Annotated in this window: 20 protein-coding genes; 13 read left to right on the top strand and 7 right to left on the bottom strand. The window is 39.4% G+C overall.

Annotation, left to right across the window (positions count from 1 at the left end; all coding sequences use genetic code 11):
* Positions 1 to 17: 17 nt before the first annotated feature.
* The 5 genes from ACMUMK_RS12110 (at position 18) to ACMUMK_RS12090 (ending at position 4,961) form a co-directional block, all read left to right on the top strand.
* Positions 18 to 1,178: a phosphoglycerate kinase gene (locus tag ACMUMK_RS12110; RefSeq protein WP_414701369.1), complete on the top strand. Its 1,161-nt coding sequence runs from the start codon at positions 18 to 20 to the stop codon at positions 1,176 to 1,178.
* 127 nt (positions 1,179 to 1,305) lie between these two features.
* Complete coding sequence (locus tag ACMUMK_RS12105) at positions 1,306 to 2,205, top strand: fructose bisphosphate aldolase (protein ID WP_414701368.1); 900 nt, start codon at positions 1,306 to 1,308, stop codon at positions 2,203 to 2,205.
* 108 nt (positions 2,206 to 2,313) lie between these two features.
* Positions 2,314 to 2,652 (top strand): hypothetical protein, encoded by a 339-nt coding sequence (locus ACMUMK_RS12100; RefSeq protein ID WP_414701367.1) that lies wholly within the window; start codon positions 2,314 to 2,316, stop codon positions 2,650 to 2,652.
* 158 nt (positions 2,653 to 2,810) lie between these two features.
* On the top strand, positions 2,811 to 4,274 hold the full coding sequence (locus tag ACMUMK_RS12095; RefSeq protein WP_414701366.1) for an ATP-binding protein: 1,464 nt from the start codon (positions 2,811 to 2,813) through the stop codon (positions 4,272 to 4,274).
* A 9-nt stretch (positions 4,275 to 4,283) separates the two neighbouring features.
* The gene (locus ACMUMK_RS12090) at positions 4,284 to 4,961 is read left to right on the top strand and encodes a response regulator (RefSeq protein WP_414701365.1); all 678 of its coding nucleotides are present in this window, start codon (positions 4,284 to 4,286) and stop codon (positions 4,959 to 4,961) included.
* Between the two features lie 52 nt (positions 4,962 to 5,013).
* On the opposite strand, the gene ACMUMK_RS12085 is transcribed toward ACMUMK_RS12090, so the two are convergent.
* Positions 5,014 to 5,922 carry a LysR family transcriptional regulator gene (locus ACMUMK_RS12085; protein ID WP_414701364.1) on the bottom strand — a complete coding sequence of 303 codons (909 nt, stop codon included), beginning with the start codon at positions 5,920 to 5,922 and terminating at the stop codon, positions 5,014 to 5,016.
* Between the two features lie 80 nt (positions 5,923 to 6,002).
* Between ACMUMK_RS12085 and ACMUMK_RS12080 the strand changes: the two genes are divergently transcribed.
* Both ACMUMK_RS12080 and ACMUMK_RS12075 read left to right on the top strand, forming a co-directional pair.
* Positions 6,003 to 7,205, top strand: coding sequence for an MFS transporter (locus ACMUMK_RS12080; protein ID WP_414701363.1), 1,203 nt, complete (start codon positions 6,003 to 6,005; stop codon positions 7,203 to 7,205).
* A gap of 43 nt (positions 7,206 to 7,248) precedes the next feature.
* Complete coding sequence (locus tag ACMUMK_RS12075; protein ID WP_414701362.1) at positions 7,249 to 8,376, top strand: MFS transporter; 1,128 nt, start codon at positions 7,249 to 7,251, stop codon at positions 8,374 to 8,376.
* Between the two features lie 42 nt (positions 8,377 to 8,418).
* Here the strand turns inward: ACMUMK_RS12075 and ppx are convergent, their stop codons facing one another.
* From ppx to ACMUMK_RS12060, 3 genes are all read right to left on the bottom strand, one after another.
* A complete protein-coding gene (gene ppx / locus ACMUMK_RS12070; protein WP_414701361.1) occupies positions 8,419 to 9,948 on the bottom strand; it encodes an exopolyphosphatase in 1,530 nt (509 codons plus the stop codon).
* A complete protein-coding gene (ppk1, locus tag ACMUMK_RS12065; RefSeq protein WP_414701360.1) occupies positions 9,941 to 12,022 on the bottom strand; it encodes a polyphosphate kinase 1 in 2,082 nt (693 codons plus the stop codon). The genes ppx and ppk1 overlap by 8 nt, the downstream gene beginning before the upstream one ends.
* 83 nt (positions 12,023 to 12,105) lie before the next feature.
* A complete protein-coding gene (locus ACMUMK_RS12060) occupies positions 12,106 to 12,609 on the bottom strand; it encodes a glycine cleavage system protein R (protein ID WP_414701359.1) in 504 nt (167 codons plus the stop codon).
* A 244-nt stretch (positions 12,610 to 12,853) separates the two neighbouring features.
* Between ACMUMK_RS12060 and ACMUMK_RS12055 the strand changes: the two genes are divergently transcribed.
* The 4 genes from ACMUMK_RS12055 to ACMUMK_RS12040 all read left to right on the top strand — a co-directional run bounded on the left by ACMUMK_RS12055 (position 12,854) and on the right by ACMUMK_RS12040 (position 19,716).
* Positions 12,854 to 13,531, top strand: coding sequence for a TIGR00153 family protein (locus tag ACMUMK_RS12055; protein WP_414701358.1), 678 nt, complete (start codon positions 12,854 to 12,856; stop codon positions 13,529 to 13,531).
* Between the two features lie 11 nt (positions 13,532 to 13,542).
* Positions 13,543 to 14,811, top strand: a complete 1,269-nt coding sequence (locus ACMUMK_RS12050; RefSeq protein WP_414701357.1) for an inorganic phosphate transporter — start codon at positions 13,543 to 13,545, stop codon at positions 14,809 to 14,811.
* A 273-nt stretch (positions 14,812 to 15,084) separates the two neighbouring features.
* Positions 15,085 to 16,851, top strand: coding sequence for a hypothetical protein (locus ACMUMK_RS12045; protein ID WP_414701356.1), 1,767 nt, complete (start codon positions 15,085 to 15,087; stop codon positions 16,849 to 16,851).
* Positions 16,852 to 16,953: 102 nt separating this feature from the next.
* Positions 16,954 to 19,716 (top strand): TonB-dependent receptor domain-containing protein, encoded by a 2,763-nt coding sequence (locus ACMUMK_RS12040; RefSeq protein ID WP_414701355.1) that lies wholly within the window; start codon positions 16,954 to 16,956, stop codon positions 19,714 to 19,716.
* 79 nt (positions 19,717 to 19,795) lie between these two features.
* Here the strand turns inward: ACMUMK_RS12040 and ACMUMK_RS12035 are convergent, their stop codons facing one another.
* On the bottom strand, positions 19,796 to 20,203 hold the full coding sequence (locus ACMUMK_RS12035; RefSeq protein WP_414701354.1) for an energy transducer TonB: 408 nt from the start codon (positions 20,201 to 20,203) through the stop codon (positions 19,796 to 19,798).
* 231 nt (positions 20,204 to 20,434) lie between these two features.
* Here ACMUMK_RS12035 and ACMUMK_RS12030 point away from each other — a divergent pair, with 231 nt between their 5' ends.
* A complete protein-coding gene (locus tag ACMUMK_RS12030; protein ID WP_414701353.1) occupies positions 20,435 to 20,626 on the top strand; it encodes a hypothetical protein in 192 nt (63 codons plus the stop codon).
* 190 nt (positions 20,627 to 20,816) lie between these two features.
* On the opposite strand, the gene ACMUMK_RS12025 is transcribed toward ACMUMK_RS12030, so the two are convergent.
* Both ACMUMK_RS12025 and ACMUMK_RS12020 read right to left on the bottom strand, forming a co-directional pair.
* Entirely contained in the window at positions 20,817 to 21,989 is a 1,173-nt protein-coding gene (locus ACMUMK_RS12025) for a flagella assembly protein FlgT middle domain-containing protein (RefSeq protein WP_414701352.1), read from the bottom strand.
* Positions 21,990 to 22,001: 12 nt separating this feature from the next.
* The gene (locus ACMUMK_RS12020; protein ID WP_414701351.1) at positions 22,002 to 22,745 is read right to left on the bottom strand and encodes a flagellar basal body L-ring protein FlgH; all 744 of its coding nucleotides are present in this window, start codon (positions 22,743 to 22,745) and stop codon (positions 22,002 to 22,004) included.
* 244 nt (positions 22,746 to 22,989) lie between these two features.
* Here ACMUMK_RS12020 and ACMUMK_RS12015 point away from each other — a divergent pair, with 244 nt between their 5' ends.
* On the top strand, positions 22,990 to 23,787 hold the full coding sequence (locus ACMUMK_RS12015; RefSeq protein ID WP_414701350.1) for a hypothetical protein: 798 nt from the start codon (positions 22,990 to 22,992) through the stop codon (positions 23,785 to 23,787).
* The last annotated feature ends 14 nt before the right edge of the window (positions 23,788 to 23,801 follow it).

The raw sequence follows: 23,801 nt of genomic DNA, 5'->3' as shown, positions 1-23,801 counted from the left end.
TTAATAAAAGGTAAAGTATGTCCATATTAAAAATGTCCGAGCTAGATTTAGCCGGCAAAAGAGTTTTAATCCGTGAAGATTTAAATGTGCCAATTAAAGATGGTGAAGTTACATCTGATGCACGAATTCGAGCGTCTTTACCTACCATACAAGCTGCCATTGCTGCAGGTGCAAAAGTCATGGTGATGTCTCATTTAGGTCGTCCTACCGAAGGAGAATATGCAGAAGAGTTTTCACTACAACCAGTAGTGAATTATCTAAAAGCTAACACCGAATTAAAAGTTAGACTTGAAAAAGACTATCTGAATGGCGTTGAGCTTGATGCAGGTGAAGTAGTTGTTTTGGAAAATGTTCGCTTTAATCCTGGTGAAAAGAAAGATGACGAAGCCTTGTCAAAGCAATACGCAGCCCTTTGTGATGTGTATGTAATGGACGCATTTGGCACCGCACACCGTGCCCAGGCCTCAACACATGGCGTTGGTTTACATGCTCCTGTAGCCTGCGCAGGACCTCTACTAGACGGTGAATTAACAGCCTTGGGTAAAGCCTTGAATAATCCAGAGAGACCTTTGGTTGCCATTGTTGGAGGCTCTAAAGTATCAACTAAACTTACCGTTTTAGACGCACTATCAAAAATAGCTGATCAACTTGTTGTTGGCGGTGGTATTTCAAATACTTTTGTTGCTGCAAGAGGGAATAATGTAGGCTTATCATTATATGAGAAAGACTTAATTCCAGAAGCAAAGCGTTTAATGGAGTCGTTAGATATTCCAGAGACTGTAGACGTTCGAGTAGGTAAAAACTTCTCAGATACTGAGCCTGCTGTCATCAAGGATGTAGACCAAGTTCAAGATGATGAAGAAATTATGGATTATGGGCCTCAAACGGCCGCCAATGTTGCTGCTGTATTAGCTAACGCAAAAACGATATTATGGAATGGTCCATGTGGTGTGTTTGAGTTTGACAACTTTTCTAAAGGAACAGAAGTTGTCGCAAAAGCCATTGCTGACAGTCAAGCATTTTCAATCGCGGGTGGCGGTGACACGCTAGCGGCCATTGATAAATGGGACCTAAGTGATAAGATTTCTTATATTTCTACTGGTGGTGGGGCTTTCCTTGAGTTTGTAGAAGGCAAAGTTTTACCTGCAGTCGCTATGTTAGAATCAAGAGCCTCTTAAAACAGGCTTAAAATAAGAACAAATAGAAAAGTAAAAAGCTTTCAGTTCAGGGCAATGATGCCCAGTAATATAAACCCTACAAATCAACTAGATGTTGGTTAAAACAGTACTTAAAGGAGTGTCACATATGGCATCACAAGTTCAATTAGATATGCTCGCAAAGATTGATGCAGAAACTGGATTTATTGCAGCTTTGGATCAAAGTGGTGGTAGTACGCCAAAAGCTTTAGCACTTTACGGTGTAGAAGCGTCAGAATACGAAGGTGATGAAGAGATGTTTACGAAGGTGCATGAAATGCGCACTCGAATCATCACCTCAAAAGTATTTAATGGTGAAAGAGTCTTAGGTGCTATTTTATTTGAAAATACACTTGATAGAGAAATTGAAGGCCAAAGTACTGCTAGCTACCTGTGGAATGTCAAACAAGTGGTTCCTTTCTTAAAAGTAGATAAAGGATTAGAAGCAGAAGTAAATGGTACCCAACTGCTTAAAGCTATGCCTGACTTAGATGCTTTATTAGCTAAAGCAAATGCTCAAAATGTATTTGGTACAAAAATGCGTTCGGTAGTCAAGTTAGCTAATGAAGAAGGTATTGAAGCGGTAGTGGCACAACAATTTGCTGTTGCTAAGCAAATTTTAGCTGCTGGCCTAATGCCAATCATTGAGCCTGAAGTTGATATTCATAGCCCTGAAAAGTCAGAAGCTGAAGCAATGCTAAAAGCCTCTATTTTGTCTCATTTAGACCAGTTAGATGCTGATCAACAAGTCATGTTAAAACTGACTTTACCTAATGAAGCAAACTTCTATGAAGAGCTAGTCAAACATCCTAAAGTACTAAAAGTTGTGGCATTGTCTGGTGGTTACTCAAGAGAAGATGCCAATGAGAAGCTTGCTGGTAATATTGGAATGATTGCTAGTTTTTCTCGAGCTTTATCTGAAGGCTTAAGTGCGAAACAAAGCGATGCAGACTTTGATGCTACTATGGATGCTTCTATCGAGAGCATTTATCAAGCCTCAAAAAGCTAGACTGTTTTAGTCATGTCATTTAAATAAAAGGTCGGTTTTTACCGGCCTTTTTTGTGGCTAAGCACACGGTAATTTGATAAGTTTTAGTGTAATAAAAGGATCCTTGTTATGCATGTAGATTTACCTTTACCTTTGTACAAAAAGCTAACTGTTACCTTTCGAGTTGAGCCAGGGTGTTTGGGGCCAGACGGTATTGAACACATTGAAAAATTTTGCAAGTTTGCAAAAAAAGAGGTGGCTGGGTTAGATTCAGATTTCGTTCGCTGGGTCATTACGCCTCGCTATGACAAATCATTACCTGAAACAGAGTACAAGACTAACAACAAGCGTTTAGATCATGAAAAGGCTGAAAAGTATCTTACTATTTTTGGCAAAGATCTTGATGAATTTGAAGAGCACTTGCAAGACAAGTTATCGATTCTTATTGATGAGTTTCACGGTCGCTAATCTACCTTAGTTAATTTTAAATCACAGATGTGATCACTTTCCCATTGTGCAAATAAAAAGGATCCCTAGGTTTGCAGGTGACGCCACCTGTTTTACAGGATACCTTAATTCGTTATTTTTGTTATTTGATGTTTATCTATCGGAGTTAGTCCTGCTGTATGCGTATTCAGAATAAGCTCTTTGCAATATTTTTTATTACTAGTGTGGTGTTAGTCACTGCTCAAGTGTTGGTTATGCAATGGAGTATTGGCAAAGGCATGATTGACTATGTCAATAAAAAAGAACTCGATGCACTTCATAGTTTAGTGATAACGCTTCAAGACTTTTACAGTGAAAATAAAAGCTGGGATGCTTTAGCTGGTCGTCATCGCTACTTTCGAGAAATGCTGGATGAGCATATATTTGATGAAAATGAGCGTTTTCGATTTCCCGGTGACAATAGACCAAACTTTCAAGATAGAGGTCCACCTAGGTTAGGACCTATGGGGAACCCTCCTCCTTCTCGCTTCCGTGATTTTGATGGTCCACCTGAGGGCGTGCCTTTAGATGTCACCTACGCCATACTTAACCAGGACAAGAAGTTAGTTGTGGGGATATACAGTGAAAAGTCTAAGTTTGAATATCTCAATATTGTTGTAGATGAAAAAATTGTAGGCTATTTGGCAGTGTCTCGTCATAAGCAGCTAACTGCGGGTTATGAGTTAAATTTTGTGGAGCAACAACAACGCTACATAGTCTTGATTGCTGTGGGTTTGATCATCATTGCATTATTAGTGACTTTGCCTTTAGCTCACCACTTTGTTGTTCCTATAAAAAAGTTAACGCTATCAATGAGTAAACTCACCTCGGGTCAGTACGATCAGCGTATTAATTTAAAACGTAAAGATGAGTTTGCGCAGTTAACAAGAGACTTTAACGATCTTGCAGCAACATTGGAGCAAAACGAGCAAGCACGTAAACGTTGGTTAGCAGATATTTCTCATGAGCTACGAACCCCTGTTGCTGTGCTCAAAGGAGAAATGGAGTCTATGGTTGATGGTGTTAGGCCTTTATCCATGGAAAGGATCCAGTCCTCCCTTGAAGAAGTTAATCAATTAGAACAGTTACTTAATGACCTACACGAGTTAACAAGAAGTGATCTTGGAACCTTACACTATCGCAAAGATTGGGTGAAATTGATTCCAATACTTGAAGAAGTTGCGAATCAATTTGAAACTATGTTGTCTGAAAAAGGTATTCGGGTTGAATTAATTACCCACAATAGCGATATTGATGTATATGTAGACGTGACCCGATTGAAGCAGCTTTTCAGTAACTTATTAAGCAACGTAGGCAAATACGCAGTAGACGGTAACTTATTAAAAATAGCTGTTGATAATGTCGCTTCAAAAGAGGTACATATTATTTTTGAAGATAATGGTCAAGGCGTGAGTGAGCAAGATTTACCGCTATTATTTGAACACCTATTTAGAGCCGAAAACTCAAGGAATAGAGAAACGGGTGGCAGTGGTTTAGGTCTATCAATCTGTAAAAAAATTGTTGAAGCTCACCATGGAAAAATTAGCGCATTTTCTTCCAAATTAGGCGGTTTAGGCATTCAGGTTATCTTACCTTTGGAGTGATTAAAAATTATGGAAACACAAGCTCACGTACTTATAGTCGAAGATGAAAAAAAGCTAGCATCCTTGTTAGCTGACTATTTGAGTTTATCTAACTTCACCACGACTTGTTTACATGACGGCCCATCAGTTGAGCCATGGCTAGAAAATAATGAGGTGGATATTATTTTATTAGACCTTATGTTACCTGGTAAAAGTGGTTTAGATATTTGTAAAGCCATCCGTGAAGTGAGCCAAGTACCTATTCTTATGGTGACAGCTAAGGTAGAGGAAGTTGACCGTTTAATAGGGTTAGAAATCGGAGCCGATGATTATATATGTAAGCCCTTTAGCCCCAAAGAAGTAGTGGCAAGAGTTAAAGCTGTATTAAGGCGCGCTAACCCCCAATCTAAGGGAGGGCTACCCTTTGATCTTGATAGTAACCGTTTAGTCATGTCCATTGGACAGCAATCAATTGCGTTAACCGCGGTAGAGTTTGAAATGATGCGGTTGATAAGTTCTGAGCCAGGCAGAATATTCTCTCGAGATCAACTAATGACAACCTGTTATCGGGACCATCGTATTGTCAGTGACAGAACCATAGATAGCCATATTAAAAAACTCAGAAAGAAAATCGCTGTAATTGGTAATCAGGATTGGATCCAGTCAGTTTACGGGGTTGGATATAAGCTTAATGTAGAGGCTACTTAAGGTATTTACCTTTAAAAAGTGCGTAAACTAGGTGAATACACAGCTATAAACCTCAACTCATGCTTTTTCGGATATAGGGAATGGTATTAAGGGTTATCTCTAAAAAAGCCTGAATGGTCGCACTTTTGTTATTATTAGGATAATGGAGTTCTACAGGGATCTGCGATGCAATAGATGCTAACTCTAAGAAATGGCATCCTTCACTATAGAGCTTGTTGACACACCTAGGCGCAATAGCGACGCCCAATCCTGCTGACACCTCTGTGACTAAAGTTTGCATATGTTTGGGTTGGCTTATGATATTCGGAGAAAAGCCAGCTTGCTTACATATCATTATTGTTTCATCAAACAAGCCTAATGCTTCATCGCGGTTAAATATGATGAATTTTTCATGTCGTAATACGTCCAGCTCTATCTTATCTTGCCCTGACATCTCGTGATTTTTGTTTACGATCGCTACTAATTTATCAATATAAATGGAGTGGCTTGTAAACTCATCTTTTATGGAGGAGGGCAGTGGTCTTGAGAATCCAATATCAATACGCTTGCTTTTAAATGCTTCTATTTGCTCTGTTGCTGTCATCTCATATAAAACAACATGAACATCTGGGTACTGCAACTTGTAGCTACGAACGAGTAATGCCATAAATGTTAAACAAGCTGAGCTTAAATGGGCAATTCTAAGTGTGCCTAACTGCCCATTATGGGCACGTTTGACTTGCACTTTGGCTTGTTGGGTGAAAGCAATAATCTCATGGGCGTCTTTTAGTAGTTGCTCTCCCGCCTGCGTAATCATGACGTCTCTGGAGTTACGTATAAACAACCTCACTCCTAGCTCTTCTTCTAACGCAGCTATGTGACGACTAATGGCGGGTTGCACTGTATGCAGTTCACGAGCTGCTTCTGAAAAACTCTTATGTTTAGCCACTGCAATAAAACTCGATAATATTTTTATATCCACATCTCACCATTAATTCATATTTTGTATTGATTCTATTAAAAAATAACATTTTTATTATAGGTTAACGATCCGTATCTTAGATGCAACTTAATTTTCTAGAGCAAATTGTGAATACTCAGCCTTCTGATAATCCTATTACGCTGTTTTTGTTATTACTCATGAGTGGGGCGATCGCTGTAACCGCGGCTAACCTTTATTATGTGCAACCAATTCTACCTCTCATTGCTAATGAGTTTAGTTTAGATGTCTCGGAGCTTGGAAGCATCCCAGGTCTGATTCAATTTGGTTATGCCTTTGCATTATTTTTTATTTCACCACTTGGTGACTCTATACCTAGAAGGCGTGTTATTGCTTTTCTTTCAGTTATCTTGGTTGTATCCAGTCTTGTAACAGCGTTAATGTCTCATTATGTGGTGATTGTTTGCGCTATGTTTTTTATTGGGTTGGGGGCAAATATCACCCAACAACTTATTCCATTTGCCGCTTCTATGGTTTCGCCGAAAAAGAAAGCGGCCACAATAGGCTCTTTAATGATGGGCTTAACATTAGGCATCTTACTATCAAGAACTCTGAGCGGATTTGTTGCTGATTTTTATGGTTGGCGCGGGGTTTATATCATGTCGGCATGTGTGGCCGCGCTAACTGGTTTGTTATTGTATGTGTTTTTGCCCACCAATACGCCACACAGTAACTTGCGTTACTGGCCTTTATTAAAAAGTACGGTAAGCCTATTTAAGCAACATAAATCATTACAAAACTACACTTTAGCAGGCGCATTGTGGTTTGCTTCTTTCAATGTACTTTGGGCAACGCTAGCCATTTATGTGAGTCAGGACCCCTTTAATTATAATGCTCAGCAAGCGGGCCTCTTTGGTGTGATTGCTTTAGCTGGGGTAGTAGGAGCAAAGGTATCTGGTAAATGGGTGAATGCTTTAGGCTCCAACAAACTGATCATGATCTCACTGCTTCTAATGGCCATAGGCTTTGGTGTTACTGGTTTATTTGCTGATAGCTTATGGGCGCTAGTTATCGGGATTGTCTTAATTGATTTTGGGGTGTTTAGTGCACAAGTATCAAATCAAACTCGCGTTTTTAGCATTGATGAAAAAGCCCAGAGCCGTATTAATGGTATTTACATGCTTGGTTATTACATTGGTGGTGCGCTGGGCTCAGTAGCAGGACTCTATGGATTCGCTATGTATCAATGGCATGGCGTTATTGGGGTGGCGATACTCTTTATTAGCTTGAGCGCTTTGTTTAATTGGCGCGCTACACAAGCTTAAACATTACATATTTCTTCTATAACTTAACCAAGTGAAATCAAAAATGAACAAACTCTCTGCTTTAGGCAGTCTAACCTTACTTTGTATAGCATCTCTCACCATTATGGTGGGCTCTATTGTTGCTCCTGGCATGCTTAGCATTGCTGCTCAATTAGGGATAGAGAATAATGCCATCTTACTTGTGACACTACCTGCTTTAGGTGCCGTTGTGTTTGCACCCGTCGCGGGAAAACTAATTGACAGATATACCCCTTATAAGGCTGCTGTCATCGGTATGTTTTTCTACGGCTTATGTGGTGCAGGAGCTATTTATTTAGAGGGGGCTTTTTGGGTTTTTGCCGACAGGTTATTGTTAGGAGGGTTAACTGCCCTAGTAATGGCAAGCAGTACTGCACTTATTGCTCAGTGGTATCAAGGTAAAGAAAGATTAGAAATGATTGCTAAACAAGGAATGGCCATTGAGTTTGGCGGAGTAATCTTTTTATTCTTTGGTGGTGTATTAGCCACTCACAACTGGGCATATCCATTTTTATTGTATTTAGTTGCTTGGCTGTTTTTGGTTATGCTTTTTTTGTTTGTTCCTCGCCACGGTGCAAACTCCTCCATTACAGAGTCTGAAACCGATGGGCATGTTGTGGTTACTGGCTTATCTCTACGAAGTATTTATGTTTATTCAGTTTTATCAATGAGTACATTTTTTACTATCTTTGTGCTTTTGCCCTCCTCTATGAATCACCAAGGGTTTGATGAGCAGCAAGTGGGTATGTTGTTGGCTTCCATTTCTTTTGTGGCTGTCATTGCTGCTCACTTCATGCCTAAGCTAAGTAAAAAGGTAGGGGAGCTTGGGCTCTTGGCTATTGCTTTTTTAGGTTACGCAGGTGCATACACATGTTTTATTCAGCTTGGGTTATTGCCTTTAATCGTAGGGGCTATTTTTAGCGGAATTGGTTTTGGTTTCAGTATCCCTTTGTTAAACCATATGACGGTGGAGCGCAGTAGTTATAAAGTAAGAGGTCGCAACTTATCTTACTTCGCTATGGCTGTGTTTTCTGGGCAATTTTTGACTTCATTTTTAGAGAGTATTCCAGGTGAGCCATCTCAAATATACATCTTTTGCGCAATAGGGTGTGGCATCATGGCTTTGGGGCTAGCGTTATATAGAAATCGCTAAGCCCTTTTTCGCCTCTTTGTTTTTGCGATTAATCAATTTGGGTTAATCGTAATCTAGTGTGTAATTTAGCTCTTTCAAGTAATCCCGTTCTCGCTCAATATCAGCGCTAAACACAGGTTTATTTTCGAGCCAGTTTTCAGGAAATGATAAGGTTATATCCTGCCCTTTAGCGGTAATGCTGTAATCAGGCAAAATATCATCCTGGCGCTTTATATTGAGTAATACTCCTAAGCGAAGCAGTATCATTAGCTTATAAACTTGCTCATGGTCAAGGATGGTAAACTCGGGGATTTCAGCCACTTTGATCTTTTTTCGATGAAATCTCACTAAGGTGGCCAGTAAGCTTTGTTGTTCTTGCCCAAAGCCTGGTAATTCGATATTTTGTAAAATGTATGCCGAGTGCCTCTGTATACCACGGGTATTAATTTGTAACCCCACCTCATGTAACAGTGCAGACCACTCAAGTAAGCTTTTTAGTTCTTTATTGTCTATTTTCCAAGATTTTTTACAGGCTTGATAGAGAGCCATAGTGGTATTCAGTACCCTTTTGGCATGTTCTACATCTACATCGTAACGAGTTGCTAGGCTCTGGGCACTGCGCTCGCGTATATCTAATTGTTGTAGATGATCTTCCATTTCATAAAGCACGCCTTCTCGTAATGCTGCGGGTGAGAACTCCATACTTTCTATTTTTAAATTATTAAAAATCGCAATCAAAATCGACAAACCTGCAGCTAAAACAGGCTGTCTGTCTATGGTTAAGCCCTCTAATTTTAAATTTTCACTGTTACCTGCTTCGCAGCATAAGTCCATTAATGTGTACAAATCACTTCTTGATACAGTGTTTTCGATATTTTTACTACTGAGGTGGGATGCAAGTTCAATAATGACTTTAATTGTTCCCGAAGTGCCGATACAGGTGTTCCAACCTAATTGTCGATATTGTTTATCGATCATCTCTAGCTCTTGCTGGGCACTGGTAATTGCCTTAAGAAAGTTTTTAGGTTTTAGCTCCCCATGTTTGAAAAAACGATTGGTGTAACTGACACAGCCCATCTGTAAACTACGTAGAATTTTGGGCTCAAAAGCCTCTCCAATGATAAATTCGGTAGAGCCTCCGCCTATGTCTACAATTAAGCGCTGGCCTTGTTGGTGATTAGTGTGGGCGACACCTTGATAGATAAGTCTAGCTTCTTCTACACCTGCAATAACTTCTATAGGAAAAGGAAATACTGCTTTGGCAGCCTTAAGAAACTCTTTAGCATTTTTAGCTTTTCGCAATGTATAGGTTGCGACTACTCGTACATTTTCTGGTTCAAAACCTTGTAAACTTTCCGCTATAACTTCGAGTGTCTGTAAGCCCCTTTGTATGGCTTCGTCAGATAAAACTCCGTCTTTACCGAGACCATCGGCTAAACGGACCTTTTGTTTAACTCGGTGCAAGATCTGTACTGATCCTGCCACGATACGAGCCACCACTAAATGAAAGCTATTGGAGCCAATATCTAATGCGGCTACTTTACTAATATCACGGACTTCGACACTGTCGAAAGCTGAGTTTACACTAGGCATTGTCACCCTTTTCTATGGATTTGAGATATTTATATGTTTCTATTTGTGAACGTAACTTTTTGCGGTTGCCTCGGGCAACATAAGGGTTAGTTTGCTTTTCGTTAATTACCCTTGCTTTAAGTGTATCTCTTAGCTGTAAGTTAAGTATATCGATAATTTTGGCTTTAAGATCTGTATCGTAAATTGGGCACCCGACTTCAATTCTAAAGTCCATATTACGAGTCATCCAATCTGCAGATGAAATAAACACTTTAGGATCGCCAGCATTTTCAAACACTAACACTCTAGGGTGTTCAAGAAAACGGTCAACCACACTTATAATGCTAATATTTTCACTCAAGCCTTTTATTCCTGGCACTAAAGAACACATTCCTCTGATAATTGCCTTGATTTTCACGCCGGCTTGACTGGCTTTATACAAATCATCAATTAATAATTTATCATCTAAGTTGTTAATTTTGAGGGTGATCCCTGATTTTAATCCTTCATTAGCATTTTGAATTTCTTGTCGCACTAATAACTGGATTTTAGTTCTCGCATTAAGAGGAGACACTTGTAAATGCTGGAACTTTTGTCGTCTGTATGGCTGCTCTATAAAGGTAAAGACTGCTCTAGCCTCACTTGCTAATTCTTGATTACGGGTAAATAGACTAAAGTCAGTATAAATTTTGGCGGTTTTCTCATTGAAATTACCTGTCCCAAAATGGGCATAATCAACTAACTCACCTTTTTCTTCTCGGGTGACCACACATAACTTACTGTGTATTTTTAGTGAAGGCATACCAAACACCACTTTAACGCCAGCATCTGTTAGGGTTTTTGCCCACTCGATATTATTTTCTTCGTCAAACCTTGCTCTAAGTTCAACAACTACTGTTACTTTTTTCCCGTTATCGACCGCATCTATAAGTGAGCTGACTATTCGCGATTTACTGGCAACTCGATAAATATTTAAGCGTATGTGTTTGACGCTAGGATCGAATGCCGCTTGTCTTAAAAATTCAGTGACATGTAAAAAACGATGGTATGGGTAGTATAAGAGAATATCTTTAGCGGTAATTGCATCAAAAACCGTATCGTAGTCAGAAAAATCTTTTGCGGTGAGGGCAGGGAGCTTTTTATTTTCAAGGTAATCTCGGCCAATATTTGGAAAACCAATAAAGTCTTTGAAGTTACGGTAGGCCCCACTGGCAATTAAGCTGTCGAAAGAGGATATTTTAAGACGTTTCTTTAAATCCTTGAGCATTTCCATGGGCATTCTAGCATCATGAACAACTCGCACGGGTTCGGCGATTAGCCTTTGTTTCATGCTGTCAGACATTTTATCAACGTAGCTTTCGTCAATTTCATCATTGATAGAATATTCAGAATCGCGGGTCATTTTAAATGAGTAGGCTTCTAGGTGGTCAAACTCAATAAAGCCTTTAAATATGCTCTCTAAATTCAGACGAATAATGTCATCAAGTAATATGATGTATTTCTTTTTACGACTTTTCTCTGGCGGAATAACTACAAAACGCGACATATTTTGACTTGGCACTTCAATTACCGAATAGGCCACTATTTTTTCGTTTTTATGGATGCTGACATATAAATAGGTTGCGGAGTCGTTTAGGCGCGACACCAATTTAACTTTTTTGTTTAATAATACAGGGGCGATATGGCGTAATATTTTATTTTTGAAGTAATTGGTGAGCCATTCTGTGTGGTATTCGTTGAGGTCTTCTTCACCTAATAAAAATATATTATATCTGGCTAAGCCTTTAACAATATCCAGATGTACTCGGTCAAAATCTTCAGTTAAGCCTAGTACTTTGTCTTGGATCCCTTCCATTAAGGCTTTGGTTTGCTCTGCTTGTTCTGTTTCACCTTCATTCATATGGATTAATATTTTACGTTTTACATCTGCGACTCTAACGCGGTAAAACTCATCCATATTATTGGAATAAATACCAAGAAACCGTATGCGTTCAATAATGGGGTTAGTTTTGTCTGCTGCTTCTTGAAGTACTCTTTGGTTGAAAGACAACCAGCTTAATTCTCGAGGGTAATAAATATTTTTATTGTCAGCCATAGTAACTCTTATTGTATGTTTATTTTTATGGTGGTGATCGTCCATTGAGATTGTGACAACCAGATGACAATTGTCGTTAAATTTTAGTCTATCTCAATATCTACCATTAAATCATTCGCTACCGCTTCTAAGGTTTCCCGTAAGCTGTCCAAGTCAAAATCTTCTGCGATGGTTATGGTCGCTTGTGCCTTAAATAGCAAGCCACCCCAATTAGGAGCACTTTCTAGGTTTGAATCAAACTTAACTATGTTCAGGTTAAACTGACTAAGCACCTGTGTTAATTCCTGAACGATACCAGCTTTGTCATTACCCATTATTTCAATTGTCACTGACTGCTGTTGGTCGCTTGGCTGAGTTTCTCCCGCTAATAGATGAATTTTTAAGTCTGGGTGCTTAGAAAAGCATTCAATGAGTTCTTGGTGTTTTTCTTGGGGTAGATTAACTTCTACAAATCCCGCAAAATGCCCTGCCATGTGCGAAAAGTTGCTGCCCAACCAGTTACCGCCCATATCATAAACGGTTTTTGCTAAATCACTTATTAATCCGGGTTTATCTTGCCCAACTAAAGTAAATATCATTGGTTTCATAAAACTGTCACATCCACGTAATAGAGTCGCTGTCGTTGCGCTTTAGCCTAAACCATTATGTATAGCTTTAGTAATATTTAATGATTATTCGCTGGTTTTTTAGGCAATCATTTAACTTTTTATTTACGCGAAGCAAATAGTTACTGTTCGTGGGTAATACTGTCTTAGTAAAATAGGTTACGATAGCGGTATATTTTGAATGACCCATGACGGGTTGCGATTATTTAAGTAAAAGAGAGCTTTTATGCCAATTAATTCATTTTTGGGGGTGTTTGCAAAATCACCACTAAAACCATTGGAAGATCATATCAATCTTGTTTACAAATGCAGTCAAGGTTTGTTGCCTTTCTTCAAAGCTGTTTATGCTCAGGATTGGAAAGTTGCAGCTGATACCCAGCAAGCCATTTCTAAATTAGAAAAAGAAGCAGATGTTATTAAGCGTGAGCTAAGAATTAGCTTACCTACTGGCATATTCATGCCTATTCAACGACAAGATGTTTTAGATTTATTAACGCAACAAGATAAGATTGCCAATAAAGCTAAAGATATATCCGGTCGTATTCTTGGACGCCAGTTAGCGGTACCCGAAGAATTACAAGTGCCTTTTATGGAGTATCTAGAACGTTGTTTGGATGCCACTAATCAGGCTAAAAAAGTAATAAACGAGCTAGATGATTTGCTAGAAACTGGTTTTAAAGGACGTGAAGTTCGCCTGGTTGAAGACATGATTGAACGTTTAGATTTAATCGAAGATGATACAGATGCGTTACAGATTAGCTTACGCAGAAATTTACTAGCACTGGAAAAAGATTTGAATCCAGTGGATGTAATGTTTTTATATAGCATTATTGAGTGGGTTGGCGAGTTGGCTGACATTTCCGAACGTGTCGGTTCAAGACTTGAATTAATGCTAGCCAACTAAGAGATTTACTGATGGATATTTTACAAACTTACGGTTTTATTTTAATCGTAACTGCTGCTGTGGTTGGATTTTTAATGGCTTGGGGTATTGGTGCTAATGATGTCGCCAATGCTATGGGAACATCCGTTGGCTCCAAAGCGATCACCATAAAACAAGCAATTTTCATTGCTATGGTATTTGAATTTGCTGGTGCCTATCTAGCAGGGGGAGAAGTAACCTCTACTATCCGAAAAGGAATTATAGACGCCGCCTATTTTGTTGATACGCCAGAACTATTGGTTTACGGCATGATCTCGGCGTTATTTGCTGCCGGTGTTTGGCTGGCGTTTGCGTCATACCTTGGCTGGCCTGTTTCAACTACCCATTCGATTATAGGGGCGATTGTTGGTTTTGCTGCTGTGGGTGTAAGCTCAGAAGCAGTCGAGTGGGGCAAAGTGACCGGAATTGTAGGGAGTTGGGTGATTACCCCGGCTATATCGGGGTTTATTGCTTATTTGATTTTCCAAAGCGCACAAAAACTAATTTTCGACACTGAAAACCCCATAGATAACGCCAAACGCTATGTACCATTTTATATGGCTGCTGCGGGTTTTATCATGTCCTTAGTGACAATTAAAAAAGGCCTGTCGCATGTTGGTTTGAGTATTGAAAGCTCTACTGGGTATCTTATCGCATTAGCTATTGCGCTTGTTATCGGTGTTGTGGGTAAGCTTGTCATTAATAACCTTAAGTTTGACAAGCAGGCTAGTAAACACACTCACTATGCCAATGTTGAAAAAATATTTGCCGTATTAATGGTGGTGAGTGCTTGTTGTATGGCATTTGCACATGGTTCAAATGATGTGGCGAATGCGATTGGACCCCTTGCTGCCGTTGTCAGTATCGTTAATAGTGGCGGAGAAATAGGTTCTAGTGCGTCATTGGTATGGTGGATATTGCCTCTAGGTGGTATTGGTATTGTACTGGGGCTGGCATTGTTTGGTCATAAAGTTATTAAAACAATTGGTAATGGGATTACTCACTTAACTCCTAGTCGAGGCTTTGCTGCAGAACTCGCGGCGGCCACTACTGTGGTTATTGCGTCTGGTACTGGGTTACCTATCTCAACGACTCAGACCTTGGTTGGGGCTGTGCTAGGGGTAGGAATGGCAAGAGGCATTGCTGCAATTAATTTAGGTGTTGTGCGTAACATTGTTATTTCTTGGATTGTTACATTACCTGCTGGTGCGGCGCTTTCTATTGTTTTCTTCTTTATGATAAAGGGTATATTTGCCCCCTAACTAAGTGTCAGCGTAGTGAGTTTATTTTACCCCAAACACACTAAGACCTTAACTAAATAAAATTATAACCACTTGTTTTCAAGTGGTTTTTTTTTGCTTTCGATTTTTCAATGCTTGGACTTTCTTAGTCATTAAATGTCTAAGGTAAGCCTCTTTGATAGTCAATATTAAAGTTTTGTGACATTTTCTGGGTGTAACAAAAGTGTCATGCAGTTTAGTTACTCTGCTCGCGTTTTTTAATTCTAATAAATTTACTCTCGTTTGGAGAACACAATGAAACTAAATAATACTTTTAAAGTTAGTACTCTTGTTTTAGCAATGGCCTTAGCTGGTTGTGGTGGTGGAGACATCATATTAGATGCTAGCGATAATAGTACTTATACAGATAACAGTGATAACAGCGTGACTGGTGACACTGGTACTGGCGACACAAACGTTTGTGCGTCTTATACAGATGAGTCTGGTGTGCTTCAAGAAGGGAGTGAAGAGGGTGATAACTGCCGTTACACTTCTCAATTTGTTAGTTCTTCAAATCCTATCCTGACTAACATCACTTTCTCCGCTTTAGAAAGTGGTGGAGCTCATATCTTTAACGAGAGTTTATACATAGGCCAAAATTACAGCAGTTTAAGTGAAGCTGCGGCCGATGGCATCACAAGTGGTGGTGACGGTGCGAGTTTATTTATTGAAGCCGGCGCTACGTTAGCATTTCAATCTGGTACAGCTGTTGTAATTAACCGTGGCTCTCAAATTCGTGCAGAAGGTACTGCAGCCGCTCCTATTACCTTTACATCTGAAACTGATATCAATGGCAATACCACTCCAGAAGAAACTGGCGCTTGGGGCGGCATGGTAATCAATGGTTTTGGTTTTACCAACGGTTGTGAATACGAATCTGGTTGGGCATTCGAACCAAACTCTGCATTAGATGAAGGCAGTGCGCTTGAGTTGGTTACTGACGCAGATTGTTCAATTGCTGTAGAGGGGTTAATCGGTAATGATGAAACAACTTACGGTGGCGAATTACCAGAAGATAACTCTGGTGAACTTAGCTACGTAGTTGTTAAACATGCTGGCTCTGCACTTTCTCCTGGTAATGAATTAAACGGTATTACCTTTGGTGCTGTTGGTAGTGAAACAACTGTTTCTAACCTAGAGATTTATTCAAACATCGATGATGGTATTGAGTTCTTCGGTGGCGGTGTAAACGTTGAAAACTATGTTGCTGTTTATGTGCAAGATGATTCAATCGATATCGATGATGGTTACTACGGTACTATCACTAACGCATTAGTGATTCAAGGTGGCGGTATAGATGCTGCAATCGGAACGCGCACTGGTGCACACTGTGTTGAATCTGACGGTGCGTCAACTCGTGACGAAGACACTGTATTTGACGAAGATTATTTAAGCCGCGCTACTATTACCAACCTAACATGTATTAGCTCTGCTAAAAACGAAGATACAGCTGGTAATGGTGACCCTGGTGCAGGTATCAACTTTGAAGAAGGTCACTTACTTACTGTGACTAACTCTATTATTACCACAGCTTACGCTGGTGATGATGAGACTGATAACAACAACTATTGTTTCCAAGCTGAAGATGAGCTTGATGCGATTCAATTAGCTGCTGGCCTATTAACTTTCTCTGAAAACATCTTTGCTTGTCCTGATATGGTGGCTAACGACTTAGATCTTGGCACTGTTGATACATCAAGCGAACAGTACACTGCGGCTGTTTCTCGTCGTGATGATTCAGCAGCTGGCCCATTCTCTGGAACAGTAGATGCGTTTTTAGATGATACAGGTAACCTTACTTCTGAAGTAACTGTACGTGCTGATGAAGGTGTAACTACTAACATCTTAGATAGCTTCTACACAGTCGCTCAAGGTGAAATGTTAGTTGATGGTGTAGCAGTGAGCTTCTCAGCTGGTTCTACTTTTACTGCTGATGACCTAGGTTGGACTTATGGCTTAATTGATGGTGCTCGCGGTCAAGCACTTTGGTTTGAAGACGGTCAAACTCCTGGCGATCGTTAATACCGAAGGCGCTGATTTATTGGCGTAGCCTATGTGATGGGGCGCTTAACGGCGCCCTTTTTCGTAAATGGCATTGTAACGATTAATTAAGAGTGAACACCGATGACAATCAATAAAACTTTTTCGAAAGCAGGATTAGCGGCATTTCCGTTATGCTTACTTTCAACAATAATTTCTACTTCTGTTTCAGCCCAGGATCAGATCGGTGCTGAAATAAATCAGCAAATAGGGCAAGAAATAGAAAGAGTCTTGGTACGAGGTAGATTGCAAACTGCTGCAGAATCTATAGTTACTGAGCGTTTAGAGTCTGACCAAGTAGTAGATATCCTTGGTATAGAACAAATATCTCGTGCTGGGGATTCTAATATTGCTGATGCACTGCGCCGTGTACCAGGTTTAACCTTAGTTGATGGTAAGTTTATTTACATTCGTGGTTTGGGTGAAAGATATCAAAACGTTACCTTAAACGGGGCCGCTGTGCCTTCACCCGATCTAACTCGTAATGTAATTCCTTTAGATATTTTCCCAACCTCTATTGTGGCAGATATTGCGGTACAAAAAGGTTATTCGGCAGACAAAAGTGCTGTGTTCGGTGGCGGTGCTATCGATATCAGAACGAATTCTATTCCTGATAGCTTTATGGCATACATTGGGGCTAGTGGCGGTATCAACAGCCTTTCTGATAGTTATTTAGACTACCCTGGCGGAAACGACTTTGGTAAAGAAGATGGCTCGCGAGCATTCCCTTCAATCGTAAGCTCTACTCTAGGTAGTAGTTTTATTGATGATGGTGATTTAGACATTAGTCCAAGTGCTATACAAGCAAGTGCTAACCGTAACGGTTCTCCCATTACCTTTGAAGAAGCTGAAGCGTTAAATAGAGATCTAGCCTTGAGCTTTAACCGAGATTTAGACATCTCTGAAAAAAATAGCAGTGTTCAAGATTTAGGTTTTCAAGTAGGAATTGGTGATACCTATGACATAGGTGGCGAATTTACACTAGGTGGCTTGGTAACCCTTAACTATGATGAATCTATTCGCACTCAAGACCGTGTTAGTCGCAGACTAGAAGAGCCTGAAGAAGAATTTACTGAGACCACAAAAAGTACACAAAATAGTAGTTTAACCGTGACTGCTGGTGTGGCTTTAAAGTGGGGATACGATCATACAATCGAATCAAAGAATTTCTTTATTCGCAATACTGACGATGAAACATTTTTATCTAATGAGTATAACGATACTTCTGGTTTCAGTACTGGTGGTGGCTTCCGCATTTTTGAAGGTATTTTTGAGCAAAGAGAGCTTGAAATCAATCAATTCTCTGGAAGGCATATCCTAGGTGAAGATACCCGTGATCTTATTGGTTTAGATAGCAGCTTTTTGGACGACTTAGAGTTGACTTGGTTCTACTCTGATTCAAACGCTACTACACAAATTCCTAACGCTTTCTCTTCAGTTGCTACCTTTAGTCGTGATACGACAACTAATGAGTTTAGTAACGTCAATATCTCTTTAGGGGGAATAGTCAGCAACGGTTTGCAGTTTGATAACCTTGATCTTGACGACCAGCTGGAAAGCTCTGGTTTTGAAGTGAAATTACCTCTGTTCGCTGGAGATTGGGCATTTGAATTATCTGGTGGTGCACGAATAGATAAACGGGGACGTATTTCTGATCAGCTGACGTTAACGATAGACGGAAATGCAGTGGTTAACTCTGATGTAACCGATTCTATCTCTACACGTTTTTCTGATGAGGCTATTTCTAACGCTGATAACGGCTTTGAATTGGCACTTGAGACATCTGAATTTAGCCCTAGCTTAGCAGCGACTAAAGTAGAAGCTGTTTTTGGTCAGGTAAATATTGATTGGAATGATGAACTTACTTTAGTCCTTGGAAGTCGTTTTGAGGACTATCGTCAGTTAAGTGCGATATTTAATCCACTGGCTGTTTCTAGTCCAATTTTACCAAATTTAGACACAAATAGTTTTGCTGAAGGTGAGTTACCAGATGGCGTTTTCCAAGATGACGGTATTTACCCTTCTTTCTCTGCTGTGTATAAGATTTATGACTTTTGGGCGGAAACTTTCAAGTTAAACTTCATGTGGAGTGAAAACGTTATTCGCCCAGATATGCGGGAAATAGTAGATACTTCATTCCGTGATCCAGTCACAGATTTTATTATCTCAGGTAACTCTGGTGTTACACCATCTGATATAACAAATATTGACTTGCGTGCAGAGTGGTTCTTTGAGTCAGGAAATAACTTTACGGTTAGTTTGTTCCATAAAGATATTGAAAACCCAATTGAATTATTTTCACAAACGGCTACTGGTAATGAACTAAGGGCTGAAGTTTTAAATGCTTCGTCTGCAGAAATTAGCGGTCTAGAAGTTGAGTGGATGGTGAATCTAGAGTTTCTAGGCGATATTGGTTCTCTATTCTTTGTACAAGGTAATATAACCAATTTGTTTAGTAATGAAATTGATGCCACTGGTGTTGAAAGTGACGTGACCAATGCCGTACGCCCTTTGACTCAGGCTTCTGATTTTGTGGCTAATATCATGCTTGGTTTTGACTCAGAAGACGGAAATCATTCGGCTGGTTTAGCGTTTAATACCTTCTCCGAGCGACTTTATGTTTCTGGTGCAAGCGGCTTTGCTGATTCTTATGAGCAACCGTTTGACTCACTAGACTTCACTTACACTTATTTTGTTGAAGAAGATTTATCTGTTAAGTTTAAAGCAAAGAACTTGCTTGATGCTAAGAATGAAATCACTCAAGAAAATAATGATGGTGTGGATGTTACTCGCTTCGAGCAAGAAGTTGGTCAAACTTATAGTGTAAGTGTTAGATATAGATTCTAATGTTAACGCTTTAAATTTAGCCCTAAAATAAAAAACCTGCTTAATGCAGGTTTTTTTTGGTTCAATTTTTAATTATTGCTTATCTGTGAAGCGCAATAAGATCAGTAATAGACGTGTCTGTATTAGATTCAAAATCATAATCATACTGTAACATTAAACCTTGAACAGCAACCGCTTGAGAGTTCAACTCTATAGGCTGAAAGCGGGAATTTTTTAGAGCTTTCATCGATGTATGTACGAATTGCTTAGGCCCACTATTATCAACTACAGCAATGTTAACTGGTTGACCTTGCTTGTTTAAGTCATAGGTAAGGGTCACATTACCAGAGCGTTTGTTAAGTAGTTGGGCATTGGGGTAATTTGGTACAACTTGTTCGACGGCAACAATTTTAGTATCCGAAGCAGCTAAATCAGCAGCATTTAAGGTGATAGCATTGACACTCCAAGAAACTGACATAATGGATACTAGAGTTAAAAATTTGTTCATACTTCCTCCGGATTTGTTAGAAATTACCAAGGAAAAATTTAAATGTAGTAACAATGTATTTCCTAGGTATATTCAAAGTATATACATTAATTGTGGTTAGTCAACTATATTTCACATTTGTCATATTTCTGTAATATTGAGAGGGTATAAGAGTGTTTTATGTATATACAAATACAATACATTGCATAGCGAGTTTTTAGTAAAACTCCCCTACCTATAAGTAGTTTGTTCATGACAAAATCAATAAGTAAAAAAGAATCAAGTAAGAAAGACCAAGAAAATAAGAAGAATAGTCAGCTTATTATTCGAATTAAAAAAGAAGAGAGGGACGCATTTGTTGAATTATGTGATGAACTAGATACAAGTGCAGCTAGAGAGATCCGCATGTTTATTCGTGATTTTTTACGTAAACAAGGAGATTAGAGCGGTAAATCAAGGCTAATTCAGATAATCATTACGGCCCTTGTGTAATGTATATTTAAACTTAGAGCTAAGGTGTGTCTGTTACTCTTTATAAAGTAGATGCTGTTAGAGTCAGCTTAACTGTCCCCATAAGGTGTATAAAAATCATGGTAGTCAAGCATAGCTTCCTATACACCTTAATGTTTCATTGTTAACGAGTAGGGCTGACTAAATCCAATAACTCAATATTGATAAATTGATTTGGGTTGTACATATCTAAAACTGAGCTTGTGCTATCAACTTGTTTTACTTCTAATTCCACGGCAGGGTAAGATCTTAAAGTTGAATGGCTCATGCCGTTTACACCAATTGGCAGGCGCTTCTTGTATAAAGTGAACTTGTCACCTTTTTTAATACCGTTTTCAGCTCCCATGTTAATAGTAATTGATTGTTGCTCAGTATTAATAACCTGCGCAAAGCTGCGCTCACATTGTAAGAGATTGGAAACATCTGAAACTGCCATATTAATGGTATTTAAAACAACTCTGCCATAATCACTGCGCCAAAATAAACTATTGTTGGTGTCAACACTGTAATCACTGCTGTACTCCCAATCAGCCTCGCTATGGTAGGTTTCTTTGTACAGAATATTGTGTTTGTAAGCATCGAGTAGATATACCTGAATAGTAAAGTTACGTCTTAAAGATACGTCGTCAGTTAATAACTCTTCTGTCACTTGTTCAAACAAACTGATATCTCGAATAAAGCCAAACAATACAAATTGGCGGCCATATTCTCTAGTCATATATATGGCCTTGTCGGTGATTTCTTGTAAATCTATCTTGTCGTAAGAGTTGACGTCGGTGAAAGCTTTATCAATAAGCAAGACCTTTGGGCTGTTGTGCTCAACACTGAGTTGGCGTTCAAAGCGTTTACTGATTTGTTTACCTAGATCAAATATGCTGCCGTATTTGGCTTGCTGGGGCTTTAATACTTGAAACTGCGCCACTAACATAGAACGGTTGTAACCATCATGGGCACAGTTGAATAAGGGCGAGAAGCTAACTTTTACTACTACCTTTAGAATATCGTCGGTAACCGTTTCACTCATCACTTCAACTCGCTGAATTTGCCCCTGAGTGGTTATTACTGACTTACTACTGATTAGCAGCCCATCTAGTACTACGTCTTCTGCAGCAATAAAACTGCCGTTTTTAAAAGACGCATCGGCAACGGCGTTTTTGATAGCCTGCACTCTCACATCTGTTAAATCTGCACCCTCAATCGCTACACTAGCTTCTCCTTGTTGCCAATTCGCTGTAACGGTTGCGCTAAAAGATAATAGAAGCAGGGCGACTAGAGCCTTTGGACCATAACTAAACATGTTAGTCGCGCCTTATTTAAATACTGTAAATAGTTTGTCTAACACTGAGTCTTCTTGGTTTTTATGGAGTTTGCCCTTGCCACTATATTCTATGCGGGCATTACCCACTTTAGATGAAATAATAGTGTTTGATGCATCTATGTCAGTGGTGCGCACTTCTCCAGAGAAACGAACATATTCTTCACCTGAATTTAGTGTTATCCACTTTTCACCGCCGACGATTAAATTACGATTAGGGAGGATTTCCATCACGTAAACGGTAATGTCACCATTTAGTGAGTTTGATTGTTTCGATTCAGACGATGAGTCAAAATCACTGTCTTGGCTATGCTCAATTGCTACGTCTCCTTCGTTTATATTGATAGGGCCAGCATTGACACTCAGTGGTCCTAAATCAAAGTTGCTGCTTTTGTCTGAAGAGTAATCAAGTGATTTTTTGGAGGTGGTAGATTCGCTAAGCTGCACTAAAATCATATCACCTACTCGATAATTTTTATGAAGCTTGTATAGGCTTGATGCGTTTTCAGCATGAAATAGAGAGCCATTAGGTATATGAATTGATTCCACTTGCTCGGTTCGCACCGGCCGAAACCTAGGCTCATCAGGTTTTACTTCACTATTGCTAGCAGTTATCGCTCGCTGACTCACTTCTGGATTAGTGTGGATATCTTCTACAACTTCTTGTTCAACTGATGGTGTTTGTGTACAGGCGCATAATGCCATCATCATAAACGGTAGGAAAATTTGGTTTTTCATATAGAAACTTAACCCTCTAGTTATCTTACGATAACAACTAACTAAATTTTAGAATTGCCTCTCACAACCAAATTCTGCGGCCAAATTACTTAAGAAGTTTTTAGATTACAAGCCGATTTTTCTGTTCCTTATTTCTTCCACATTTCTTCCTTATTTCAGTTAATAACTTGGTCTAATTTTCGCTTAGTAGAGGGATGTTTTTTGATTGTCTATGTTTAAGGCTAGGTATGAGGGCTCTTTTGAAATGACTGTTATTGATAATTTACAAAGCCTGTGGGGAGCTGATACATCTAGCGAGGTAGATACCTCTGCAACCGCTGAAGTGAGCACAGATGAAGCTTTTAGTGGTGGATTTGCCGGGTTGTTTTCTATGTTACAAGGAGACAGTGATGATAGCGGTGCCGCTGAAGATTTTATGGATGCAGAGTCCACCATCGACAGCATTCAGCAAAGTTTGATGTCAGCCATTGGCTTTTCTGATGTGCTTGGTGATGGTGTGTCGCAGCTTACTTCATTGTCTTCGATAGCTGATATGCAATCGTCTTTATTGAGTAGCTTACAAGCGAGTTTATTCAGTAGTGTTACAGATAGCGCATCTTCAGCTGTTAGTGAGACTACGACTAGCATTATGGATGGTGCCGAACAGCTTGACTCTTTGAGTAATACTTGGGATTCCTTTGAAGATATGTCTAGCTATTTAACGGGGGAGGACGGACTCGCTGTAGCTGATGTGTTTGATACAGTAAATATCTTGAACCACGTGCCATTGGTATCTGATATATATCAAGCTGAAATTGAGCATGATATATCCCCTATTTCTGAACTGGTGGGGGGCTATGCCTTTGGCGGTCCTATAGGGCTAGCATTTTCTGCTGCAGACTTGGCAATTGAAACCTTATCAGGCAAGTCTATCTATGAAAACTTAAGTGATTTTTTATTCAGTGATGCTGAACAAGAAACAATTGAAAGCACAGTAACACAAGTCACCGATACTATAGTGCAATCTAACCAAGTTTATAATTTTGTCACCCGAGATTTCTAAATGTATTGATAAGA

It is taken from the genome of Paraglaciecola sp. 2405UD69-4, assembly GCF_047525415.1.
Taxonomy (GTDB): domain Bacteria; phylum Pseudomonadota; class Gammaproteobacteria; order Enterobacterales; family Alteromonadaceae; genus Paraglaciecola.
This window is presented reverse-complemented; position numbering and strand designations above follow the sequence as displayed.